Origin of the sequence: Saccharothrix variisporea (assembly GCF_003634995.1) — a bacterium.
GTDB lineage: Bacteria > Actinomycetota > Actinomycetes > Mycobacteriales > Pseudonocardiaceae > Actinosynnema > Actinosynnema variisporeum.
Window position 1 is genome coordinate 399,481 of the sequence record NZ_RBXR01000001.1, and the last position, 18,575, is coordinate 418,055.

Sequence of the window (18,575 nt, forward strand, 5' to 3'; positions counted from 1 at the left end):
CCGCGGCGATCCCCGAGCCGGGATCGCGGCGGACGGGCCGTTCGCGGCCGGAGTCCTTTGTGGACGGTGTGGGGGACCGCGGCGTGCTCCGCCCGGCGCGCGTGCCGTAGAGTCTCGGCGAAGTGGATGTTCAACAGCGCAGCATCCCGTGTGACCGGCTCTGAGGACGGTCGGCCCGTGTCGCGGGGACTGCGCTGGATCCCCATGCCCACCCGCCTGTCCCGGGAGCCGTTCCTGCCGGCTTGCGGACGGAACGAGGGTGGAGATGACAGAGGCGGCTACGCGCACTGCCCGGGGCAAGGGCGACCAGGTGGAGCTGCGCCAGCTGCTCGCGGGCCTGACCGCGGTGCGCGACGGCGACTTCGGGACGCGGCTGCCCGAGGAGGCCGACGGCCTGCTGGGCGAGATCGCCACCGTCTTCAACGGCATGGTCGACCAGCTCTCCCTGTTCACCTCCGAGGTCACCCGGGTCGCGCGCGAGGTCGGCACGGACGGCGTGCTGGGCGGCCAGGCGCAGGTCCCGGGCGTGTCGGGCACGTGGGCCGACCTCACCGACTCGGTCAACGCGATGGCGGGCAACCTGACCAGCCAGGTCCGCGACATCGCCCAGGTGGCGACAGCGGTGGCCCGCGGCGACCTGTCCCAGAAGATCGACGTGGACGCCCGCGGCGAGATCCTGGAGCTCAAGGAGACCGTCAACACGATGGTCGACCAGCTCTCCAGCTTCGCCGACGAGGTCACCCGGGTCGCCCGCGAGGTCGGCAGCGAGGGCCGGCTGGGCGGTCAGGCCCAGGTCCCCGGCGTGGCCGGCACCTGGCGGGACCTGACCGACTCGGTGAACTTCATGGCCGGCAACCTCACCGACCAGGTGCGTGACATCGCCCAGGTCGCGACCGCCGTGGCGCGGGGCGACCTGTCGCAGAAGATCACGGTCAACGCGCGGGGCGAGATCCTGGAGTTGAAGAACACCATCAACACGATGGTGGACCAGCTCTCCGCGTTCGCCGACGAGGTCACGCGCGTGGCCCGCGAGGTCGGCACGGAAGGCGCGCTGGGCGGTCAGGCGGACGTCAAGGGCGTCTCGGGCACCTGGCGGGACCTCACCGACTCCGTGAACTTCATGGCCGGCAACCTGACCGCGCAGGTCCGCAGCATCGCCCAAGTCGCGACCGCCGTGGCGCGGGGCGACCTGTCCCAGAAGATCACGGTCAACGCGCGCGGCGAGATCCTCGAACTGAAGAACACCATCAACACGATGGTGGACCAGCTCTCCGCCTTCGCCGACGAGGTCACGCGCGTGGCCCGCGAGGTCGGCACCGAGGGCCGGCTGGGCGGCCAGGCCGACGTCAAGGGCGTCTCCGGCACCTGGAAGGACCTCACCGAGTCGGTCAACGTCATGGCCGACAACCTCACCGCCCAGGTCCGCAGCATCGCCCAGGTCACCACGGCGGTCGCGCGCGGCGACCTGTCCCAGAAGATCCGCGTGGACGCCCGCGGCGAGATCCTGGAGCTGAAGGAGACCATCAACACGATGGTGGACCAGCTCTCGGCGTTCGCCGACGAGGTCACCCGCGTCTCCCGCGAGGTCGGCACCGAGGGCAACCTGGGCGGCCAGGCCACCGTGCGGGGCGTGTCGGGCACCTGGAAGGACCTGACCGACAACGTCAACGTCATGGCCTCCAACCTGACCGGCCAGGTGCGCTCGATCGCCCAGGTCGCGACGGCGGTGGCCCGCGGCGACCTGTCCCAGAAGATCACCGTCGAGGCCAAGGGCGAGGTCGCCGCGCTGGCCGGCGTGATCAACACGATGGTGGACACGCTCTCCGCGTTCGCCGACGAGGTCACCCGCGTGGCCCGCGAGGTCGGCACGGAAGGCATCCTCGGTGGTCAGGCGCGCGTGCCGAACGTGGCGGGCACGTGGAAGGACCTCACCGACAACGTCAACTTCATGGCGAACAACCTGACCAACCAGGTCCGCAACATCGCCCAGGTCACCACCGCGGTCGCGCAGGGCGACCTGACCCGCAAGATCGACGTGGACGCCCGCGGCGAGATCCTGGAGCTCAAGACCACCATCAACACCATGGTCGACCAGCTCTCGTCGTTCGCCGCCGAGGTCACGCGCGTGGCCCGTGAGGTGGGCAGCGACGGCCGGCTGGGCGGTCAGGCCGAGGTCGAGGGCGTCTCGGGCACCTGGAAGCGGCTCACGGAGAACGTCAACGAGCTGGCCGGCAACCTGACCCGCCAGGTGCGGGCGATCGCCGAGGTCACCAGCGCCGTGGCCGAGGGCGACCTGACCCGGTCCATCACGGTGGAGGCCTCCGGCGAGGTCGCCGAGCTGAAGGACAACATCAACTCGATGGTGGAGTCGCTGCGCGAGACCACCCGCGCCAACCGCGACCAGGACTGGCTCAAGACCAACCTGGCCCGGATCTCCAGCCTCATGCAGGGCCGCCGGGACCTCGAGGTCGTCGCCGAGCTGGTCATGGACGAGCTGACCCCGCTGGTCTCCGCCCAGTACGGCGCGTTCTACCTGGCCGACGACACCACCGACACCGCCGAGCTGCGGCTGATCGGCTCCTACGGCAGCCCCGACGAGCCGGGCAGCCCGTCCCGGTTCACCTTCGGCCAGTCGCTGGTCGGCCAGGCCGCGCGCAGCCGCCGCCCGATCACCGTGGACGACGTGCCCGGCGACTACCTGACCATCACCTCCGGCCTCGGCCAGACCGCCCCGGTGAACCTGCTGGTGCTGCCGATCGTGGTGGAGGACCAGGTGCTCGGGGTGATCGAACTGGCCTCGGTGCACCGGTTCACCCGCATCCACCGCGACTTCCTCGACCAGCTGATGGAGACCGTCGGGGTCAACGTCAACACCATCATCGCCAACGCCCGCACCGACGAGCTGCTCACCGAGTCCCAGCGCCTGGCCACCGAGCTCCAGGCCCGTTCGGAGGAGCTGCAGGCCCGGCAGGAGGAGTTGCAGGCCTCCAACGCCGAGCTGGAGGACAAGGCCGCGCTGCTGGCCAGCCAGAACCGCGACATCGAGGCCAAGAACCTGGAGATCGAGCTGGCCAGCCAGGAGCTGGAGGCCCGCGCCCAGCAGCTCGCGCTCGCGTCGAAGTACAAGTCGGAGTTCCTGGCCAACATGAGCCACGAGCTGCGCACCCCGCTCAACAGCCTGCTCATCCTGGCCCAGCTGCTGGCGCAGAACCCGACCCGCAACCTCACCCCCAAGCAGGTGGAGTACGCGGGCATCATCCACTCCGCCGGCTCGGACCTGCTGCAGCTGATCAACGACATCCTCGACCTGTCCAAGGTGGAGGCGGGCAAGATGGACGTCAGCCCGGAGCGGGTGCCGCTGCGCCGGCTGCTGGACTACGTCGAGGTCACCTTCCGCCCGATGACCACCCAGAAGAGCCTCGGGTTCCGGGTCACCACCGCGCCGGGCGTCCCGGCCGACCTGCTCACCGACGACTCGCGGCTGCGCCAGGTGCTGCGCAACCTGCTGTCCAACGCGGTGAAGTTCACCGAGACCGGCAGCGTCGAGCTGCGCATCGAACCGGCGGCCGCGGACGAGCCGCCCACGACCGTCCGGCGGCACGGCCCGGCGCTGGCGTTCCGGGTGATCGACACCGGCATCGGCATCGCCGAGCAGCAGCTGGAGTCGATCTTCGGCGCGTTCCAGCAGGCCGACGGCACCACCAGCCGCAAGTACGGCGGCACCGGACTGGGCCTGTCGATCAGCCGCGAGATCGCCTACCTGCTCGGCGGCGCGATCACCGCCGAGAGCACCCCGGGCCAGGGCAGCACGTTCACCCTCTACCTGCCGGTCGCGCGGCCGGACTTCGAGGACACCGCGCCGCACCACGCCGACAGCGTCCCCGAGACCGTCGAGCCCGCGCCGGCGCCGCAGACCCACCAGCGGCGGCTGCTGGTGGTCGAGGAACGCCCGCAGGGCCTGCTGTCCCTGGTGGCCGGCAGCGCCGTGGCCGACCTGACCGACAGCCACGACCAGCGCGGCCCGGTGCAGGTGGTGACCGCGATCGGCGCGGAGGAGGCGGCGTCGGCGCTGGCCGCCGAGGCGTTCCACTGCGTGGTGCTGGAGCTGGACATGCCCGGCGGGGCCGCGCTGCGGCTGCTGGAGACCATGGACGGTGACGCGGCGCTGCGGACCGTGCCGGTGCTGGCGCACAACAACCGGCGGCTGGACCCGGAGCAGGAACGGCTGCTCCAGGCCCGCACCGGCCCGCAACCGCTGGAGCTGCTGTCCAGCCTCGACGAGCTGCGCGAGCGCATCGCGCTGCACCTGAGCGCCGAGGCACCCGGCGACGTGCTGCCGCTGGTGCGCCGCGAGGACCCGGCGGTGGCGCCCGAGCCGCGCCCGGTGGACGGCAGCCTCGCCGGCCGGACCGTGCTGATCGTGGACGACGACGCCCGCAACCTGTTCGCGTTGAGCAGCATCCTGGAGCTGCACGGGGTGCACGTCCTGCACGCGGAGAACGGTCGCGAGGGCATCGACACGCTCCGCAGCCACCCGCAGATCGACCTGGTGCTGATGGACGTGATGATGCCCGAGATGGACGGCTACACGGCCACGGCGGCGATCCGGGACATGCCCGAGTACGCGTCGTTGCCGATCATCGCGGTCACCGCGAAGGCCATGCTGGGCGACCGGGAGAAGAGCCTGGCGTCGGGCGCGAACGACTACGTCACCAAGCCGGTCGACGCCGACGCCCTGGTGGCCTGCGTGAAGCACTGGCTGGACGCGTGAGCGCCACACCGGTCAGCAGGCTGGCCGCGACCGTCGAGCGCCTGCGCCGGGAGATCCAGGAGGCCAACGCCGCCGCCGACGGGCGCGCGTTGGTCGAGCTGGCCAAGGGCGTGCTGGTCGAGCGGCTGCGCTGCGGCCCGGCGCAGGCCGCGCGCCAGCTGGAGGTGTTGGCCGAGCAGGCGTCGGTGACCCCGCTGGAGCTGGCGGCGGAACTGGTCGACCAGGCCGCGCAGGACCGGGTCACCGAGGCGGTCGGCGAGTTCCTGGTGCGCACGACCGACAAGCTGGCGGCGGTGCGGCTGCGCACGGCCGAGAAGCGCGACGCGGTGGTGCGGCTGCGCACCGCCGAGAGCGCGGTCCTGGCCGGCGGCGACACGCAACGGGTCGCCGAGTCGGTCCTGGCGCACGCGGCCGGGCCGCTGGGCGCGACGGCGGTGGCGATCTGGTCGGCGGCCACGGACTCCTCGCTCACCCTCGCCGGGTACGCCGGCATCGACCCGGCCGAAGCGAGCCGCTGGCGGTACGTGCCACCGGGCGTGGCCACCCCGGCGCGGCGGGCGTTGACCGAGCGCGAACCGGTGTGGATCGACGACCTGGCCACGTCCGGGCTGCCCTCGGTGGGGCCGTCCGGCGGGCGGGCCGTGCTGCCCACGGTGACCGGCGGGCGGCTGCTGGGCGTGCTGGAGGTGTGCTGGCCGCGTCCGCTGGAACCCCAGCCGCAGCCCGTGCACCGGCAGCTGGACGCGCTGGCGGAGCTGTGCGGGCACGCCCTGGACGCCGACGCGCTGGCCGCCGTCAGCCGCCCCGACGCCTCGGAGTTGGCGTCGCTCGCGGACGGCCTGTTCGACTCGGCGCTGGTCCTGCGCCCGCACCTGGACGACACCGGCGCGCTCGTGGACTTCCGCATCGCGCACCTGAACCCGGCGTTCGTCGACCTGACCGGCCGGCCGCGCGGCCTGGTGTCCGGGGCGCTGCTGCTGGAGGCCTACCCGATGGCCGGCGCGGGGCACCTGTTCGAGAAGGTCGAGCACGTCTTCGCCACCGGCGAGACGTTCCGGACCGAGCGGATGACCTTCACCGAGCTGGTGGACCAGGTGCCGCTCACCGTGGTCGCCGCGATCAGCATCAGCCGCCACGGCGACGCCGTGCTGGTGGTGTGGCGGGTCGAGGACGAGACCGCGCGGCTGGCCACACTGCTGCAGCACGCCCAGCGGCTGGGCCGGGTCGGCGGGTTCGAGGAGAACACCGCCACCGGCGAGATCACGTGGAGCAGCCAGCTGTACGCGCTGTACGGACTGGCCGCCGGCGAGGACCCGGTGCCGCTGGCGCGGCTGGCCGAGCACGCGCACGAGGACGACGTGCCCGCGATCGAGCGGTTCCTGCGGACGGTCCTGCGCTACCGGCGGGCCGGGTCGGCGTCGTTCCGGCTGCTGCGCCCGGACGGAGTGGCCCGGCACATCCGGGTGGTCGCCGAACCCGTGCTGGACCCGGCCGGGCACCTGCTGGCGGTGCGCGGCGCGTTCCAGGACATCTCGGCCCAGCACTGGACCGAGGTCGCCCTGTCCGCCACCCGCGACCGCCTGGCCCACACGGAGCAGCACGTGGCCGAGCAGCAGCGGCTGACCGTGCAGCTGCAACAGGCGATCATGCCCGCGGCCGAACCGTCGATCGAGGCGTTCGGCCTGCGCATCGCGGTGCGCTACCGACCCAGCGGCGGCGACCACGTCGTGGGCGGCGACTGGTACGACGCGGTGGTGCTGCCGTCCAAGCAGATCCTGCTGTCGGTCGGCGACATCACCGGCCACGGCATCAAGGCCGCGACCGGGATGGTGGTGCTGCGCAACGCACTGCGCGGCCTGGCGGCGACGGGCGCCGGTCCGGGCCAGATGCTGGCGTGGCTGAACCTGGTGGCGCACCACCTGACCGACCACATCCTGGCCACCGCGGTGTGCGGCGTTTACGACCCGGACACGCGCGTGCTGCGGTGGGCGCGCGCCGGCCACCCGGTGCCGGTCCTGGTGCGCAACGGCCGGGCAATGGCGTTGCCGCTGCTCAGTGGCGTCCTGCTGGGCGCGTTGGCGGAGGGGACGTACGAGCAGGGCGAGGTGCAGCTGGAGCCCGGAGACACCCTGCTGCTCTACACCGACGGCCTGATCGAACGCCGAGACGTGCCACTGGACGAGTGCCTGGACCGGCTGCTCGCGGTGTCGGCCCGGTTCGAGGGCAGCCTGGAGGACCGGCTGGACGACCTGCTGGACGGCAGCGACTCCAACACCGACGACGACACCTGCGTGGTAGGCCTGCTAGTAACCTGAGCCTCCCCACACCGCCCTTCAACGCGCAGCGCGACTTTCGCTTTTCGGCGCGCGCAGCGCGCTGTTGTGTGGTGGTCTCAACCACAGGTGGAGGGCCTCGGTTCCCCCGCCGTATGGCCTGCCCGAAGGGCTACCACAGATTTTCCGGGGTGCAGCCGAAAGTTTTTGCGAGGAACGAGCAAAAAGTTTTAGCGGCACCCCGGGAAATCTGTGGTTGGCTTTGCCAGGCCATGCGGTGGGGGAACCGACGCCCTTCACCCCCCGCTGGCGGCCTGCCGCGCGGCGAGCGCCGCTTTTCATCTTTCGAGCGCTTCGCGCGTACCAGCGCGAAGCGCGTTCGGTTTGAGAGCGAAGCGTTCAGTTCAAAGATTAAAAGCGCCTCGCCGGCGGGCAGGCCACCAAAGATGACTCAACTGCAACGGCGGGGGCTTCTTGCTTTTGTCATCTCCGTATGGCCTGGCGGAGCCTACCACAGATTTCCCCGGGTGCCGCTAAAACTTTTTGCTCGTTCCTCGCAAAAACTTTCGGCTGCACCCGGGGAAATCTGTGGTAGCCCTTCGGGCAGGCCATACGGAGATGACAAAAGCAAGAAGCCCAAGTTGAGTTGTGTCCCCTCCGGTGGACTGCCACCCGGCAAGGCGGACTGCCGCTCGGCAAGGCGGATTGCCGCTTGCGCGGGGGTGGTTTAAGGGGTTGGGAGTAGTGCGAGGTCGTTCTCGTGCAGGCTGCCTAGGACGAGGGTTCCGTTGTGTTCGGCCACGGAGGTGACGAAGCCGTAGTCGGTGGTCGAGCGCAGGTCGTGTACGAGGTTGCCGTCCTGGTCGAACGCCATCACCCAGGCTACGGGTGTGGCCTTCGGGCGGATAGCGGTCGGTAGGTTCCACACCAGTAGGCGTAGGAAGCCCGGTAGGGGGAGGAGTTTGTCCAGCAACGGGTTTCGGGGTGCGGCGATCGCGACCCAGAGGAGGCCGTCGCTGCCCAGGCTCATGTTGTCCGGGAAGCCGGGGAGGTTGTCCACGAAGGGGCCGGTGGTTCCGGTGGCTAGGTCGTAGCGGGAGATGCGGTAGGCGCCTGTTTCGGCGTAGAGCAGGTGGGTCGGGGTGAGTACCAAGCCGTTGGCGAAGGCCAAAGTGTCCAGGAGGGTGGTGACCGTGCCGTCCGGGTCGCGGCGCAGTAGGCGGCCGGTGCGGGAGTGCTCCAGCATGTCGCCTTCGTAGTGGTCCAGGTGCCAGCGGCTGGTGGAGGTGGTGAACCAGATCGTGCCGTCCGGGCCTTGCACGACGTTGCTGGCGAACGTCAAGGGCTTGCCGTCCACCTCGTTGACGAGCACTTCGACGTCAGTGCTGATGCGGAGCAGACCGCGGTCGTGGTCGCAGACGAGAACGGTGCCGTCCGCGCACACCTCCAAACCCAGCGGCCGACCACCGGTTGTGCCGAGGACAGTGCGCTCCCCGGTCTCCGGGTCCACCGCCACGACTCGCCCGTCCGCGAGCCCCGTGACCACTCGGCCCTGCCCGTCGAACAGCACGTCCTCCGGTCCGTGTCCGCCGGTGGGCAGGCGGCGGAGGATGGTCAGGGGCCCGGTCGGGCCGGTGTCCTGGATGGGGGTCGGGCGCCAGCGGCGGGGGCTGATGAGGCGACGGGGCATCCGGTGACCTTAGGGGGAGCACGGGCCGGATGCGAGGGGTCCGGCCCGTGCGGTTCCGCCGTGGAGCAATGCGTCAGATGGCGGAGCAGTCCGGCTTGTCCGACCAGTCGGTGCCGCAGTGGTAGAGGGTGATCGGGGTGCTGTAGCCGTAGCGCGCGCCCAGGGTGTTGTACTCGGTGACGTCCACGCGGCCGGCGACGTAGTGGTCGGTCGGGGTGCCCACGGCGGTGTCGGTGTACGGCGGGCCGGAGGTCGTGGTCGTGGTGGTTGGCGGGGTGGTGTCGGCGATGCCCCAGAAGCGGACCAGGTGGTGGGCCGCGCAGATGTTCACGTCGAGGACGTACGCGCCGGCCGTGCCGCACTGGGTGGACCCGGTGCCGGGGTCCACGGGGTGGCCGTGGGCCATGCCGGTGATATCGAACTGCTCTACCGTGCCGCCGTACACGCGGTGCGGGTAGCCGCCGACGGTGTCGGTCGCGTCCGGGGTCTGGTCGGTGCCGTTGACGTTGGTCCACTGCTCGACCGACTCGACGGCGTTCATCGGCCGCACGGTGGTGTCCGAGGTGCCGTGCCAGATCGACACTTTGGGGCGCGTGCCGGAGTAGGCGAACGCGGCCCGCACTTTGTCGCCCCACTGCGCCGGGGTCAGGTTCACCCCGGGGTTCATGCAGTTGTAGGCGCTTGCGACGGAGTTCGCGCATCCGTAGGGGAGTCCGGCGATGACCCCGCCGCCGGAGAACACGTCCGGGTAGGTGGCCAGCATGACCGACGTCATCCCGCCACCGGCCGACAACCCGCTGACGTACGCGGCGGTCGCGCCCACGTCCTGGCGGGTTCGGTCGACCATCTGCTTGATGGACAGGGCTTCGCCGTAGCCGCGCCGGGTGTCGCCGGGCTCGAACCAGTTGAAGCACGAGTTGGCGTTGTTGGCCGAGCGCTGCTGCGGGAACACCACGGTGAACCGGTGCTGGTCGGCCAGTTTCAGCCAGCCGGTTCCGGTGGCGTAGGACGTGGCGTTCTGGGTGCAGCCGTGCAGGGCCAGCACCACCGGTCGGCCGGCGGGCAGGCCGTCGGGCACGTACCGGAACATCTGGAGGTTCCCGGGGTTGCTGCCGAACCCGGTGACCTCGCGCAGGGTGGCGGCCGAGGCGGGGGCGGCCGTGACGGCGGTGATCGTGGCGACGGCCAACGCCGCCGCGAGCAGAGCGGGTCCGCGGATGACGGTGGCAGGGGGACGAACCGGCATGACGCTTCCTCCACGTTGAGGGTGATCGCAATCACATGCGTTACGCCGATGCTAGGAACGCCGACGCCGCCGGTCGTTGGTGGACAACACCATTCTCGCCGGCGGCGGGGTGTAGTGCGGGCACACGTACGGCTCAGCGGTGTTCGGCCAGCCAGTCCTCGAACGCCTCCGCCAACCCGGGCAGCACGCGCAGCTCACCGAACCGGTGCCCCTTGCGCATGTTCGCCCAGACGACGCCGAAGGCCGCGGGGTCGATTCCGACGTCGTCCACGAGCCGCCGGGCCGCGTACTCGGCCGCCGCGTCGCGGTCGTGCTGCCAGGTCGTGCGCTCGCGGGTCAGGTGCATGCAGCAGAAGTTAGGTGCTGCAAGCGGTCGGATCCATGTGGTGGGACCACTGTTCCCGGCCTGGGACATGTGGCCCCACCACAGGGGTCAGGAGTTCGGGAAGTCGTCGTCGTGGTCGTCGTAGTCCACCCACAGGTCGCCGCCGTCGCAGCGCCACTCGTCCCAGCGGCCCGCGACGACACCGGCCGCGCCGGCCGCCTCGCACAGCACCTGGTTGTGGAAGTCGCCGTAGTACTCCCAGTCGCCGTCGTCCGGGTCGTCGTGGCGGACGGTCGCGGCGGGGGCGGGCAGCGCGGCGGCGGTGGCGGTGGGCGTCGTGACGGCGCACAGGGCCGCGGCGACGAGCGCCAGCGTCAGGGTCCGGTTCATCGGTTGTCTCCTTAGGACTGTTCGAGGTCGTCCCACCACCAGGCGATGGCGGGGATGGGCAGTGGGTCGGGGTTGTCGTCGGACGGGTGGTCCGACCAGCCCGGCCGGGGGAGGGCCGGGGCAGCGGTGGTGTAGCGGGGGACCGACAGCGCCCAGTCGGTGTTGCCGCGGATCGACTGGCCGAGGCAGTCCAGGTGGACGCGCAGCGCCCGGCTGCACGGCCGCGCGGTGACCCGCTCGCGCAAGGCGAGGAACCGGACCATGATCCGGTCCCGCAAGGCGACCGCCGTCCGCATCGCTTCGTCGGGTCGCAGCCCCTGGTGGTGGATCAGGACGTTCACCAGGTTCTGCTCCGCGTGGTCCTCGGCGGTCTCCTTGGAGTACGAGTGGATGTCGTTGTCCCACGAGTCGATCAGGTACGCCATCTCGCACAGCGCGCGCACGGGCGGCGAGTCCATCTCGGCGGGCGGCACCTCCGCGCGGTTGGCGATCTCCAGCAACCCGAGGGTGGGCGCTCCGCCCGCCGAGTGCAGCCGCATCGCGGTGTACTCCTCCAGCGACGGCATGTGGCCGCATTCCCGGTTGGCGACCTGGCAGGCCACCGCGAACAGCCACGCGCGGTGGGCGTCCACGAACCGCTGCACCTGCACCGGGGTCGCCACCGCGTGCATGTCCCGGCCGATGTCCTGCAACGCCAGGGAGAACCGGTCGTCGGACACCGGGTGCCACGGCGCTTCCAGCGCCCGCTGGACGGTCGCGGCCGACGACAGGTAGTCGTGCGGGCTCATGCTGTACTCGCCCGCGTCACAGCGCATGTCGTCGAACAGGAAACCCCAGTACGCCCACCGGATGGCGACTTGGAGGCCGTCGTCGTCGGCGTACGGCGCGAACCGGCCGAACAGTTCGGCGCTGTTGGTCCCGATGGTCCGCCGCCGCTGCCGCTCGTCCTCGCACAGGCCGATCCGGTCGATCCACTCGACCGCCCGCTGCTCGGCCTCGGCGACCCGGGGGTGGATCGCGGCGGGGATCGGGCAGTAGAACGGCAGCATCCGGACCGGTGACTCGATGGTCGTCATGCGAGTGCTCCTTCCACCGTCGCCTCGTCCGCGAGCCGCATGGCTTCCTCGATGAGGGTCTCCACGATCTGGTGCTCGGGGACGGTCTTGATGACCTTGCCCTTGACGAAGATCTGGCCCTTGCCGTTGCCCGAGGCCACGCCCAGGTCGGCCTCGCGCGCCTCGCCCGGCCCGTTCACCACGCACCCCATCACGGCCACGCGCAGCGGGACTTCCATGCCCTCCAGACCGGCGGTGACCTGCTCGGCCAGCGTGTACACGTCGACCTGGGCCCGCCCGCAGGACGGGCAGGAGACGATCTCCAGCTTGCGGGGCCGCAGGTTGAGCGACTGCAGGATCTGGTGGCCGACCTTGACCTCCTCCACCGGAGGAGCCGACAGCGACACCCGGATCGTGTCCCCGATGCCCTGGCGCAGCAGCGCGCCGAACGCGACCGCGGACTTGATCGTGCCCTGGAACGCCGGACCCGCCTCCGTCACCCCCAGGTGCAGCGGGTAGTCGCACTGCTCGGCGAGGATCTCGTAGGCGCGGATCATCACGACCGGGTCGTTGTGCTTCACGCTGATCTTCAGGTCGTGGAAGTCGTGCTCGGCGAACAGCGACGCCTCCCACAACGCCGACTCCGCCAACGCCTCCGGCGTGGCCTTGCCGTACTTGGCCATCAACCGCGGGTCCAACGACCCGGCGTTGACCCCGATCCGGATCGGGGTGTTGTGGTCCTTCGCCGCCTGCGCGATCTCGCGGACCTTGTCGTCGAACTTCTTGATGTTGCCCGGGTTCACCCGCACCGCCGCGCACCCGGCCTCGATCGCCGCGAACACGTACTTCGGCTGGAAGTGGATGTCCGCGATCACCGGGATCTGCGACTTGCGCGCGATCGCGGCCAGCGCGTCGGCGTCGTCCTGCGACGGACACGCCACCCGCACGATGTCACAGCCCGCCGCGGTCAACTCCGCGATCTGCTGGAGCGTGGCGTTGACGTCCGCGGTGACCGTCGTGGTCATCGACTGCACCGACACCGGGAACTCACTGCCCACACCGACGGACCCGACCATCAACTGGCGGGTCTTGCGGCGCGGCGCCAGCCTGGTCGCCAGGGCGAGGTCGACCGCGGTCATGACAGGGCTCCCCGGATCGCGTCGGCGATGCCCGCCGAGTCCAGACCGTGCGCGCGCAGGATGTCCGTGCGGGCACCGTGCGGCAGGAACTCCCGTGGCAGCCCCAGGACGTGGACGGGCGTGGGCAGGCCCGCGTCCCGCACCGCCTCCGCGACCGCCTCGCCGACGCCACCGCTGCGCACGCCGTCCTCGACGCACACCATCCGGCGGTGGTCGGCGGCGAGCGCGACCACCGCCGGGTCGACCGGCAGCACCCAGCGGGGGTCCGCCACCGTCACACCGATCCCCTCGTGGTCCAGGGCCGTGGCCGCCGCGACGGCGTCGGCCGCCAGGCAGCCGACCGCCACCAGCAGCACGTCCCGCCGCCGGGACTCGTGCAGGACGTCCACGCCCCCGCACGTCCGCACCGCCGGCACGTCGGAGGCCACCCGCCCCTTGGGGAACCGCAACGCGGTGGGCCCGTCGGCCGACACCGCCTCCGCGAGCAGGCCCCGCAACCGCGTCCCGTCGCGGGGTGCCGCCACCCGCATGCCCGGCACCAGCCGCAGCACCGCCAGGTCCCACGTGCCGTGGTGGCTCGGGCCGTCCTCACCGGTGACCCCGGCCCGGTCGAGCACCAGGGTCACCGGGAGCCGGTGCAGCGCCACGTCCAGGAGGACCTGGTCGACCGCGCGGCACAGGAACGTGGAGTACACCGCCACCACCGGGCGCAGCCCGCCCATCGCCATGCCCGCCGCGCACGTCAGCGCGTGCTGCTCGGCGATGCCGACGTCGAACACCCGCCCGGGGAAGGCCTGGGCGACCGCCGCCAGCCCGGTCGGGTGCAGCATCGCCGCGGTCAGGCACACCAGGTCGGGCCGTTCGGCGGCCAGCAGCCGCAGGTGCTCGCCGAACACCGACGTCCACCCGATCCCCCCGGACCGGCCCGCCGGGCTCACCGCGTGCATCCGGTCCACCGGGTCGGCCTCGGCGGGCGGGTGACCCCGGCCCTTGCGGGTCAGGCAGTGCACGACCACCGGGCGGCCCGTCGACTTCGCGGCGCGCAACGCGTCCTCGACCGCCTCGACGTCGTGGCCGTCGACCGGGCCCAGGTAGGCCAGACCCAGTTCGGTGAACACGTTCGAGGTGATCCGCTCCGGGCGGGTCACCCGCAGTTCCGCCAGCCGCCGGCCCACCGCGCCGGCGGTGGCCCCGTAGGAGCGGCCGTTGTCGTTGAGCACCACCACGATCGGGTGCGCGGTGGCGGCGATGTTGTTCAACGCCTCCCACGCCATGCCGCCGGTCAGCGCGCCGTCGCCGACCACCGCCACCACGTGCCGCCCGCCGCCGCGCAGCCGCGCCGCCTCGGCCAGGCCGTGCGCGTAGGACAACGCGGTGGAGGCGTGCGAGTTCTCCACCAGGTCGTGGCGGGACTCCGCGCGGCTGGGGTAGCCGGACAGGCCGCCCGCGCTGCGCAGGTCCGACAGCAGACCGGCCCGGCCGGTGAGCATCTTGTGCACGTACGCCTGGTGGCCGGTGTCGAACACGACCCGGTCCACGGGCGAGCGGAACACCCGGTGCAGCGCGATGGTCAGCTCCACCACGCCGAGGTTGGGGCCCAGGTGCCCGCCGGTGCGCGGCACGGTGGCCACCAGTCGGGCGCGGATGTCCTTGGCCAGCGCGAGGAGTTCGGCGCGGGACAGGCACAGCAGGTCTTCGGGGCCGGCCACCGCGCGCAGCGGGGACAGCGCCGACCAGGCGACGGTGTCGGTCATGGTCGGTCGCTCCGGGTGCGGGCCGGGGTCGGGTCGTGGTCGGGCATCGGGGCTCCTGTGAGGATCTCGTGGACCACCGGTTCACGGGTCGTGCGCGAAAGGGGCCGGAAGCGGCCGGGAGATCGCGACTGGCGGTGTCACGGAAAATGATGTGCGAATCGACCGTCGCGCACCGGCGAGATCAATTCAAGCCGGCGGACGACGACCACACCGAGGCGTTCACCGCGACCACTCGAAAGTGTGGGTATCGCTACCGCGGTTCTGGGAAGAGCGGACCGGACCGTGCGCCCCGCGACCGGAACGGGCGCGGCTTTCCGTTGACCTGCAAGGGTTCTCCGTAATCGGGCGGACCCGGTGGCTGCGCAGAGCGACTGCGGGACACCCTTTCGGGGCCGGCCGGCGAGGGCCGCCGCGTGTTAATTTTCAAGCATCACCGCGGCGCCTCGACCGCACTTCTCCTTCATTCCGCCCGGCTGTCCGGGCGTCACCGATCACTGAACACGATCACCGAAGAATCGCGTCCGGAGGAACCATGACGACCGGTCATCTCGTCGACACCGTCCCGCCCGGCGCACCCGTGGAGCCGTGCGAGGTCGACTTCGACCGCGTCCGCCGCGACGTGGACGCCCACCTGGCCGACTTCCTCGACCACAAGCGCCGCACCGCGCCCGACACCTGCCTGTCGCGGCTGGTGGACCTGGTGAGCGACTTCATCGCGGGCGGCAAGCGGCTGCGCCCGCTGTTCTGCTGCTGCGGCTGGGTCGCGGCGGGCGGCCGGCCCGACGACCCGGCCGTGCTGTGGACCGCGGCGGCGCTGGAGCTGTCGCACTCCTTCGCGCTGATCCACGACGACATCATGGACGCCTCGGACCTGCGGCGCGGCCGGCGCACCGTGCACCGGTCGGTCGCCGACGACTGCGGCTGCCCGCCCGGCGCGGCCGAGCGGTTCGGCGCGAGCACGGCCATCCTGGTCGGCGACCTGTGCTTCGCCTGGTGCGACGAACTGCTCACCCGACCGCGCCTGCCCGAGGAGCGGTTGCGCACCGTGCGGCGGCTGGTCGGCACCATGCGCACCGAGCTGATCGCGGGCCAGTACCTCGACATCGCCCCGCCCGCCGAGGACCAGCCGATGAGCCGGGCTTGGCGGGTGGTGCGGCTGAAGACCGCCCGCTACACCGTGGAGCTGCCGTTGCAGATCGGCGCGGCCCTGGCCGGTGGGGACCGGCGGCTGCTGGCCGCGTGCAGCGCGTACGGCGCACCGCTGGGCGAGGCGTTCCAGCTGCGCGACGACCTGCTGGGCGTGTTCGGCGACCCGGGGGTGACCGGCAAACCCGACTCCGACGACCTGCGCGACGGCAAGCGCACGGTGCTGATGGCGTTGGCGTGGCAGGAATCCACGCCCGAGCAGCGGGAGGTGATCAAGGCCTTGCACGGCGATCCGGCACTGTCCTCAGTGGACGCCGAGCGCCTGCGGGAGGTCATCGTGGCCACCGGCGCGCGCGGCCGGGTCGAGCAGATGATCCAGACCCGCGCGCAGCGGGCGCTCGCCGCGCTGCGCACCGCGCCCGTGACGGCCCCGGCCCGACGCGCGCTGACCGACCTGGTCGCCCTGGCCACCAGGCGCGCGCGGTGACCGGGGACGTGAGCCTGCGGGCGGTCAACATCCACAAGTCCTACGGCACCCGCGCGGTGCTGCGCGGCGTCGAGTTCGCCCTGCGGCCGGGCGAGATCATGGGAGTCATCGGCGAGAACGGCGCCGGCAAGACCACCCTGCTGCGCGTGCTGGCCGGCGAGCTCAAAGCCGACCGGGGCGAGGTGCTGCACCGCGGCCGGCTCGGCTACTGCCCGCAGCGGATCGTGGTCAACGACGAGCTGACCGTGGAACAGCACCTGCGCTACTTCCAGTGCGCCTACCAGCTCGACGACCTGACCCGCGCGTACGAGCTGCTGGAGCGGCTGGACCTGGCGAAGTACCGGGACCGCAAGGCGGGCGTGCTCAGCGGCGGCACCCGCCAGAAGCTCAACCTGACCATCGCGCTCATGCACGACCCCGGCGTGGTCCTGATGGACGAGCCGTACCAGGGCTTCGACTGGGAGAACTACCTGAACTTCTGGGCCATCACCGACGAACTGCGCGACCGCGGCCAGTCGGTCCTGGTGATCTCCCACATCGCGCACGACGTCGAGCGCTTCGACCGCCTCCACCGGCTGCGCGCCGGCCGCGTGGTCGACGAGGAGGCACCCGAGAGGATCACGACATGACCTCCTGGTCGGAACTGCGGTCCGAGCTGCGCGCACTGCGGGCGGCGCTGGACGACCGGACGACGTGGCAGGCGTGCCTGGTCAAGGCGGTGATCTTCGAGGTCTCCCAGCACGCCCGCAACCGCCTGGCGCTGGCGCTGGTGGTGTTCTTCATCCCGTCGTGGCTGGGCTTGGTGAAGGGCATCATCCCGAGCCGACCGGTCGACTTCCACTCGGCGGTCGCGGACGGGGTCCTGACCGTGCCCGCGAACCAGCTGGCCATGATCTCGGGCGCGATCAACGCGGTGACCCTGATCATCGGCTTCATGATGTTCGCGGCGGTCCGCCGGTCCAGCGACTTCGACCAGCGCCTGGTGTTGGCCGGGTACTCCCGGGGGTGCCTGCTGACGGCCAAGCTGGTGGCGCTGGTCGCCATCTCGGCGGCGGTGGCGCTGTACGCGGGCGTGGTGATGACCGTGTTCTGGGACCCGCTGCACCCGTGGCTGCTGGGTTCAGCCTGTTCATGAGCGGGTTGACCTACGGCGGGATGGGGATCGTGCTCGGGTTGGTGCTGTCCACCGAACTGGCGGGCATGTTCGTCATCATCATGATCAGCCTGGTGGACGTGATGGTGCAGAACCCGGTCATCAACCCGTCGTCGAACCAGGACGTGGTGCGCTTCCTGCCGACTTACGGCGCCATGCAGACCGGGGCGGCGGCGGGGTTCACCGATGAGGGGACGGCGGCTTACGCGTCGATCGGGTTGCTGTGGCTGGCCGGGTTCGGCTGCGTGGGGATGGCGGCGTTCTACTTGCGGACCAAGGACCACGCCCGACACGCGCCGGTCCCGGAGACCCGGGGTTCGACGCCGGCGGTCGTGACGGTGGCGGTGCGGGCGGACGGCACGTTGGAGGTCCGGTCGACGTCCGGGCCGGTCGTGGTGTGCTCGCACTTGCTGCCGTGCGAGACGAAGTGCGAAGTCCCCGCTCCCCGCACCAAACCCCGAGCCCCCAGGCGAAGCCGAACCACCACCACCGCCACGGCCCCCACCACCACCTCAGCCCGCACCCCCGCCAGCGCCCCCACCTCGCCCCCGGAAGCTTCTCCAGCCACCACCACCCCGGCCTCCACCACCCCGGCCTCCACCACCCCGGCCTCCGCCAGGGCCGGAGCCTCATAGACCCGCAGCTTCCGCGCGCAGCGCTGCTTTTAGGCGCGCGCAGCGCTGCTTTTGGGCGCGCGCAGCGCGCGGTAGCTCAGCTACAAGTGGAGGGCCTCGGTTCCCCCACCGTATGGCCTGCCCGAAGGGCTACCACAGATTTCCCGGGGTGCAGCCGAAAGTTTTTGCGAGGAACGAGCAAAAAGTTTTAGCGGCACCCCGGGAAATCTGTGGTTGGCTCCGCCAGGTCATGCGGTGGGGGAACCGACGCCCTTCACCCCCCATCGGTGGTCTCCCCAGCCGCTTTTGATCTTGAGAGCGCGCCAGCGCGTTCAGCTTGAGAGCGAAGCGTTCTGCTTGAAGATCTTGAAAGCGAAGAGAGAAAAGCGAAAAGCGCCTCGCCGGCGGGCAGGCCGCCAAGGATGACCCAACTGCAACTGCGGGGGCTTCTTGCTTTTGTCATCCCCGTATGGCCTGGCGGAGCCTACCACAGATTTCCCCGGGTGCCGCTAAAACTTTTTGCTCGTTCCTC

13 protein-coding genes are annotated in these 18,575 nt (G+C 71.2%); 6 read left to right on the forward strand and 7 right to left on the reverse strand.

Going from position 1 to position 18,575, the window contains the following annotated elements:
* Positions 1–265: 265 nt before the first annotated feature.
* Together DFJ66_RS01765 and DFJ66_RS01770 are read left to right on the forward strand one after the other, a co-directional pair.
* The gene (locus DFJ66_RS01765) at positions 266–4,771 is read left to right on the forward strand and encodes a HAMP domain-containing protein (protein WP_121217298.1); all 4,506 of its coding nucleotides are present in this window, start codon (positions 266–268) and stop codon (positions 4,769–4,771) included.
* Entirely contained in the window at positions 4,768–7,086 is a 2,319-nt protein-coding gene (locus DFJ66_RS01770; protein WP_246029522.1) for a SpoIIE family protein phosphatase, read from the forward strand. Before DFJ66_RS01765 ends, DFJ66_RS01770 begins: the two co-directional genes overlap by 4 nt.
* 685 nt (positions 7,087–7,771) lie before the next feature.
* Here DFJ66_RS01770 and DFJ66_RS01775 read toward each other — a convergent pair.
* The 7 genes from DFJ66_RS01775 to DFJ66_RS01805 form a co-directional block, all read right to left on the reverse strand.
* The gene (locus tag DFJ66_RS01775) at positions 7,772–8,734 is read right to left on the reverse strand and encodes an SMP-30/gluconolactonase/LRE family protein (protein WP_121217302.1); all 963 of its coding nucleotides are present in this window, start codon (positions 8,732–8,734) and stop codon (positions 7,772–7,774) included.
* Positions 8,735–8,807: 73 nt separating this feature from the next.
* Entirely contained in the window at positions 8,808–9,980 is a 1,173-nt protein-coding gene (locus DFJ66_RS01780) for an extracellular catalytic domain type 1 short-chain-length polyhydroxyalkanoate depolymerase (RefSeq protein ID WP_121217304.1), read from the reverse strand.
* A 133-nt stretch (positions 9,981–10,113) separates the two neighbouring features.
* Complete coding sequence (locus tag DFJ66_RS01785; protein WP_121217306.1) at positions 10,114–10,326, reverse strand: hypothetical protein; 213 nt, start codon at positions 10,324–10,326, stop codon at positions 10,114–10,116.
* 87 nt (positions 10,327–10,413) lie between these two features.
* Positions 10,414–10,695 (reverse strand): hypothetical protein, encoded by a 282-nt coding sequence (locus DFJ66_RS42415; RefSeq protein WP_170199072.1) that lies wholly within the window; start codon positions 10,693–10,695, stop codon positions 10,414–10,416.
* An 11-nt stretch (positions 10,696–10,706) separates the two neighbouring features.
* Complete coding sequence (locus DFJ66_RS01795; protein WP_121217308.1) at positions 10,707–11,771, reverse strand: terpene synthase family protein; 1,065 nt, start codon at positions 11,769–11,771, stop codon at positions 10,707–10,709.
* The gene (ispG, locus tag DFJ66_RS01800) at positions 11,768–12,889 is read right to left on the reverse strand and encodes a flavodoxin-dependent (E)-4-hydroxy-3-methylbut-2-enyl-diphosphate synthase (protein WP_121217310.1); all 1,122 of its coding nucleotides are present in this window, start codon (positions 12,887–12,889) and stop codon (positions 11,768–11,770) included. The genes DFJ66_RS01795 and ispG overlap by 4 nt, the downstream gene beginning before the upstream one ends.
* Positions 12,886–14,643, reverse strand: a complete 1,758-nt coding sequence (locus DFJ66_RS01805) for a 1-deoxy-D-xylulose-5-phosphate synthase (RefSeq protein WP_121217312.1) — start codon at positions 14,641–14,643, stop codon at positions 12,886–12,888. Before DFJ66_RS01805 ends, ispG begins: the two co-directional genes overlap by 4 nt.
* 532 nt (positions 14,644–15,175) lie before the next feature.
* Here DFJ66_RS01805 and DFJ66_RS01810 point away from each other — a divergent pair.
* From DFJ66_RS01810 to DFJ66_RS01825, 4 genes are read left to right on the forward strand one after another with little or no spacing between them, the layout of a single operon-like run.
* Positions 15,176–16,276 carry a polyprenyl synthetase family protein gene (locus DFJ66_RS01810; RefSeq protein WP_121217314.1) on the forward strand — a complete coding sequence of 367 codons (1,101 nt, stop codon included), beginning with the start codon at positions 15,176–15,178 and terminating at the stop codon, positions 16,274–16,276.
* A complete protein-coding gene (locus DFJ66_RS01815; RefSeq protein ID WP_246029523.1) occupies positions 16,273–16,905 on the forward strand; it encodes an ABC transporter ATP-binding protein in 633 nt (210 codons plus the stop codon). Before DFJ66_RS01810 ends, DFJ66_RS01815 begins: the two co-directional genes overlap by 4 nt.
* Positions 16,902–17,411, forward strand: a complete 510-nt coding sequence (locus DFJ66_RS01820) for a hypothetical protein (protein WP_121217316.1) — start codon at positions 16,902–16,904, stop codon at positions 17,409–17,411. The genes DFJ66_RS01815 and DFJ66_RS01820 overlap by 4 nt, the downstream gene beginning before the upstream one ends.
* Positions 17,408–18,064: a hypothetical protein gene (locus DFJ66_RS01825; protein WP_121217318.1), complete on the forward strand. Its 657-nt coding sequence runs from the start codon at positions 17,408–17,410 to the stop codon at positions 18,062–18,064. Before DFJ66_RS01820 ends, DFJ66_RS01825 begins: the two co-directional genes overlap by 4 nt.
* Positions 18,065–18,575 lie beyond the last annotated feature (511 nt).

Coding starts and splice junctions, on each gene's coding strand:
- DFJ66_RS01780 (WP_121217304.1), bottom strand. CDS start 9,980: ATGCCGGTTCGTCCCCCTGCCACCGTCATCCGCGGACCCGCTCTGCTC.
- DFJ66_RS01805 (WP_121217312.1), bottom strand. CDS start 14,643: ATGACCGACACCGTCGCCTGGTCGGCGCTGTCCCCGCTGCGCGCGGTG.
- DFJ66_RS01765 (WP_121217298.1), top strand. CDS start 266: ATGACAGAGGCGGCTACGCGCACTGCCCGGGGCAAGGGCGACCAGGTG.
- DFJ66_RS01810 (WP_121217314.1), top strand. CDS start 15,176: ATGACGACCGGTCATCTCGTCGACACCGTCCCGCCCGGCGCACCCGTG.
- DFJ66_RS01775 (WP_121217302.1), bottom strand. CDS start 8,734: ATGCCCCGTCGCCTCATCAGCCCCCGCCGCTGGCGCCCGACCCCCATC.
- ispG (WP_121217310.1), bottom strand. CDS start 12,889: ATGACCGCGGTCGACCTCGCCCTGGCGACCAGGCTGGCGCCGCGCCGC.
- DFJ66_RS01820 (WP_121217316.1), top strand. CDS start 16,902: ATGACCTCCTGGTCGGAACTGCGGTCCGAGCTGCGCGCACTGCGGGCG.
- DFJ66_RS01785 (WP_121217306.1), bottom strand. CDS start 10,326: ATGCACCTGACCCGCGAGCGCACGACCTGGCAGCACGACCGCGACGCG.
- DFJ66_RS42415 (WP_170199072.1), bottom strand. CDS start 10,695: ATGAACCGGACCCTGACGCTGGCGCTCGTCGCCGCGGCCCTGTGCGCC.
- DFJ66_RS01795 (WP_121217308.1), bottom strand. CDS start 11,771: ATGACGACCATCGAGTCACCGGTCCGGATGCTGCCGTTCTACTGCCCG.
- DFJ66_RS01825 (WP_121217318.1), top strand. CDS start 17,408: ATGAGCGGGTTGACCTACGGCGGGATGGGGATCGTGCTCGGGTTGGTG.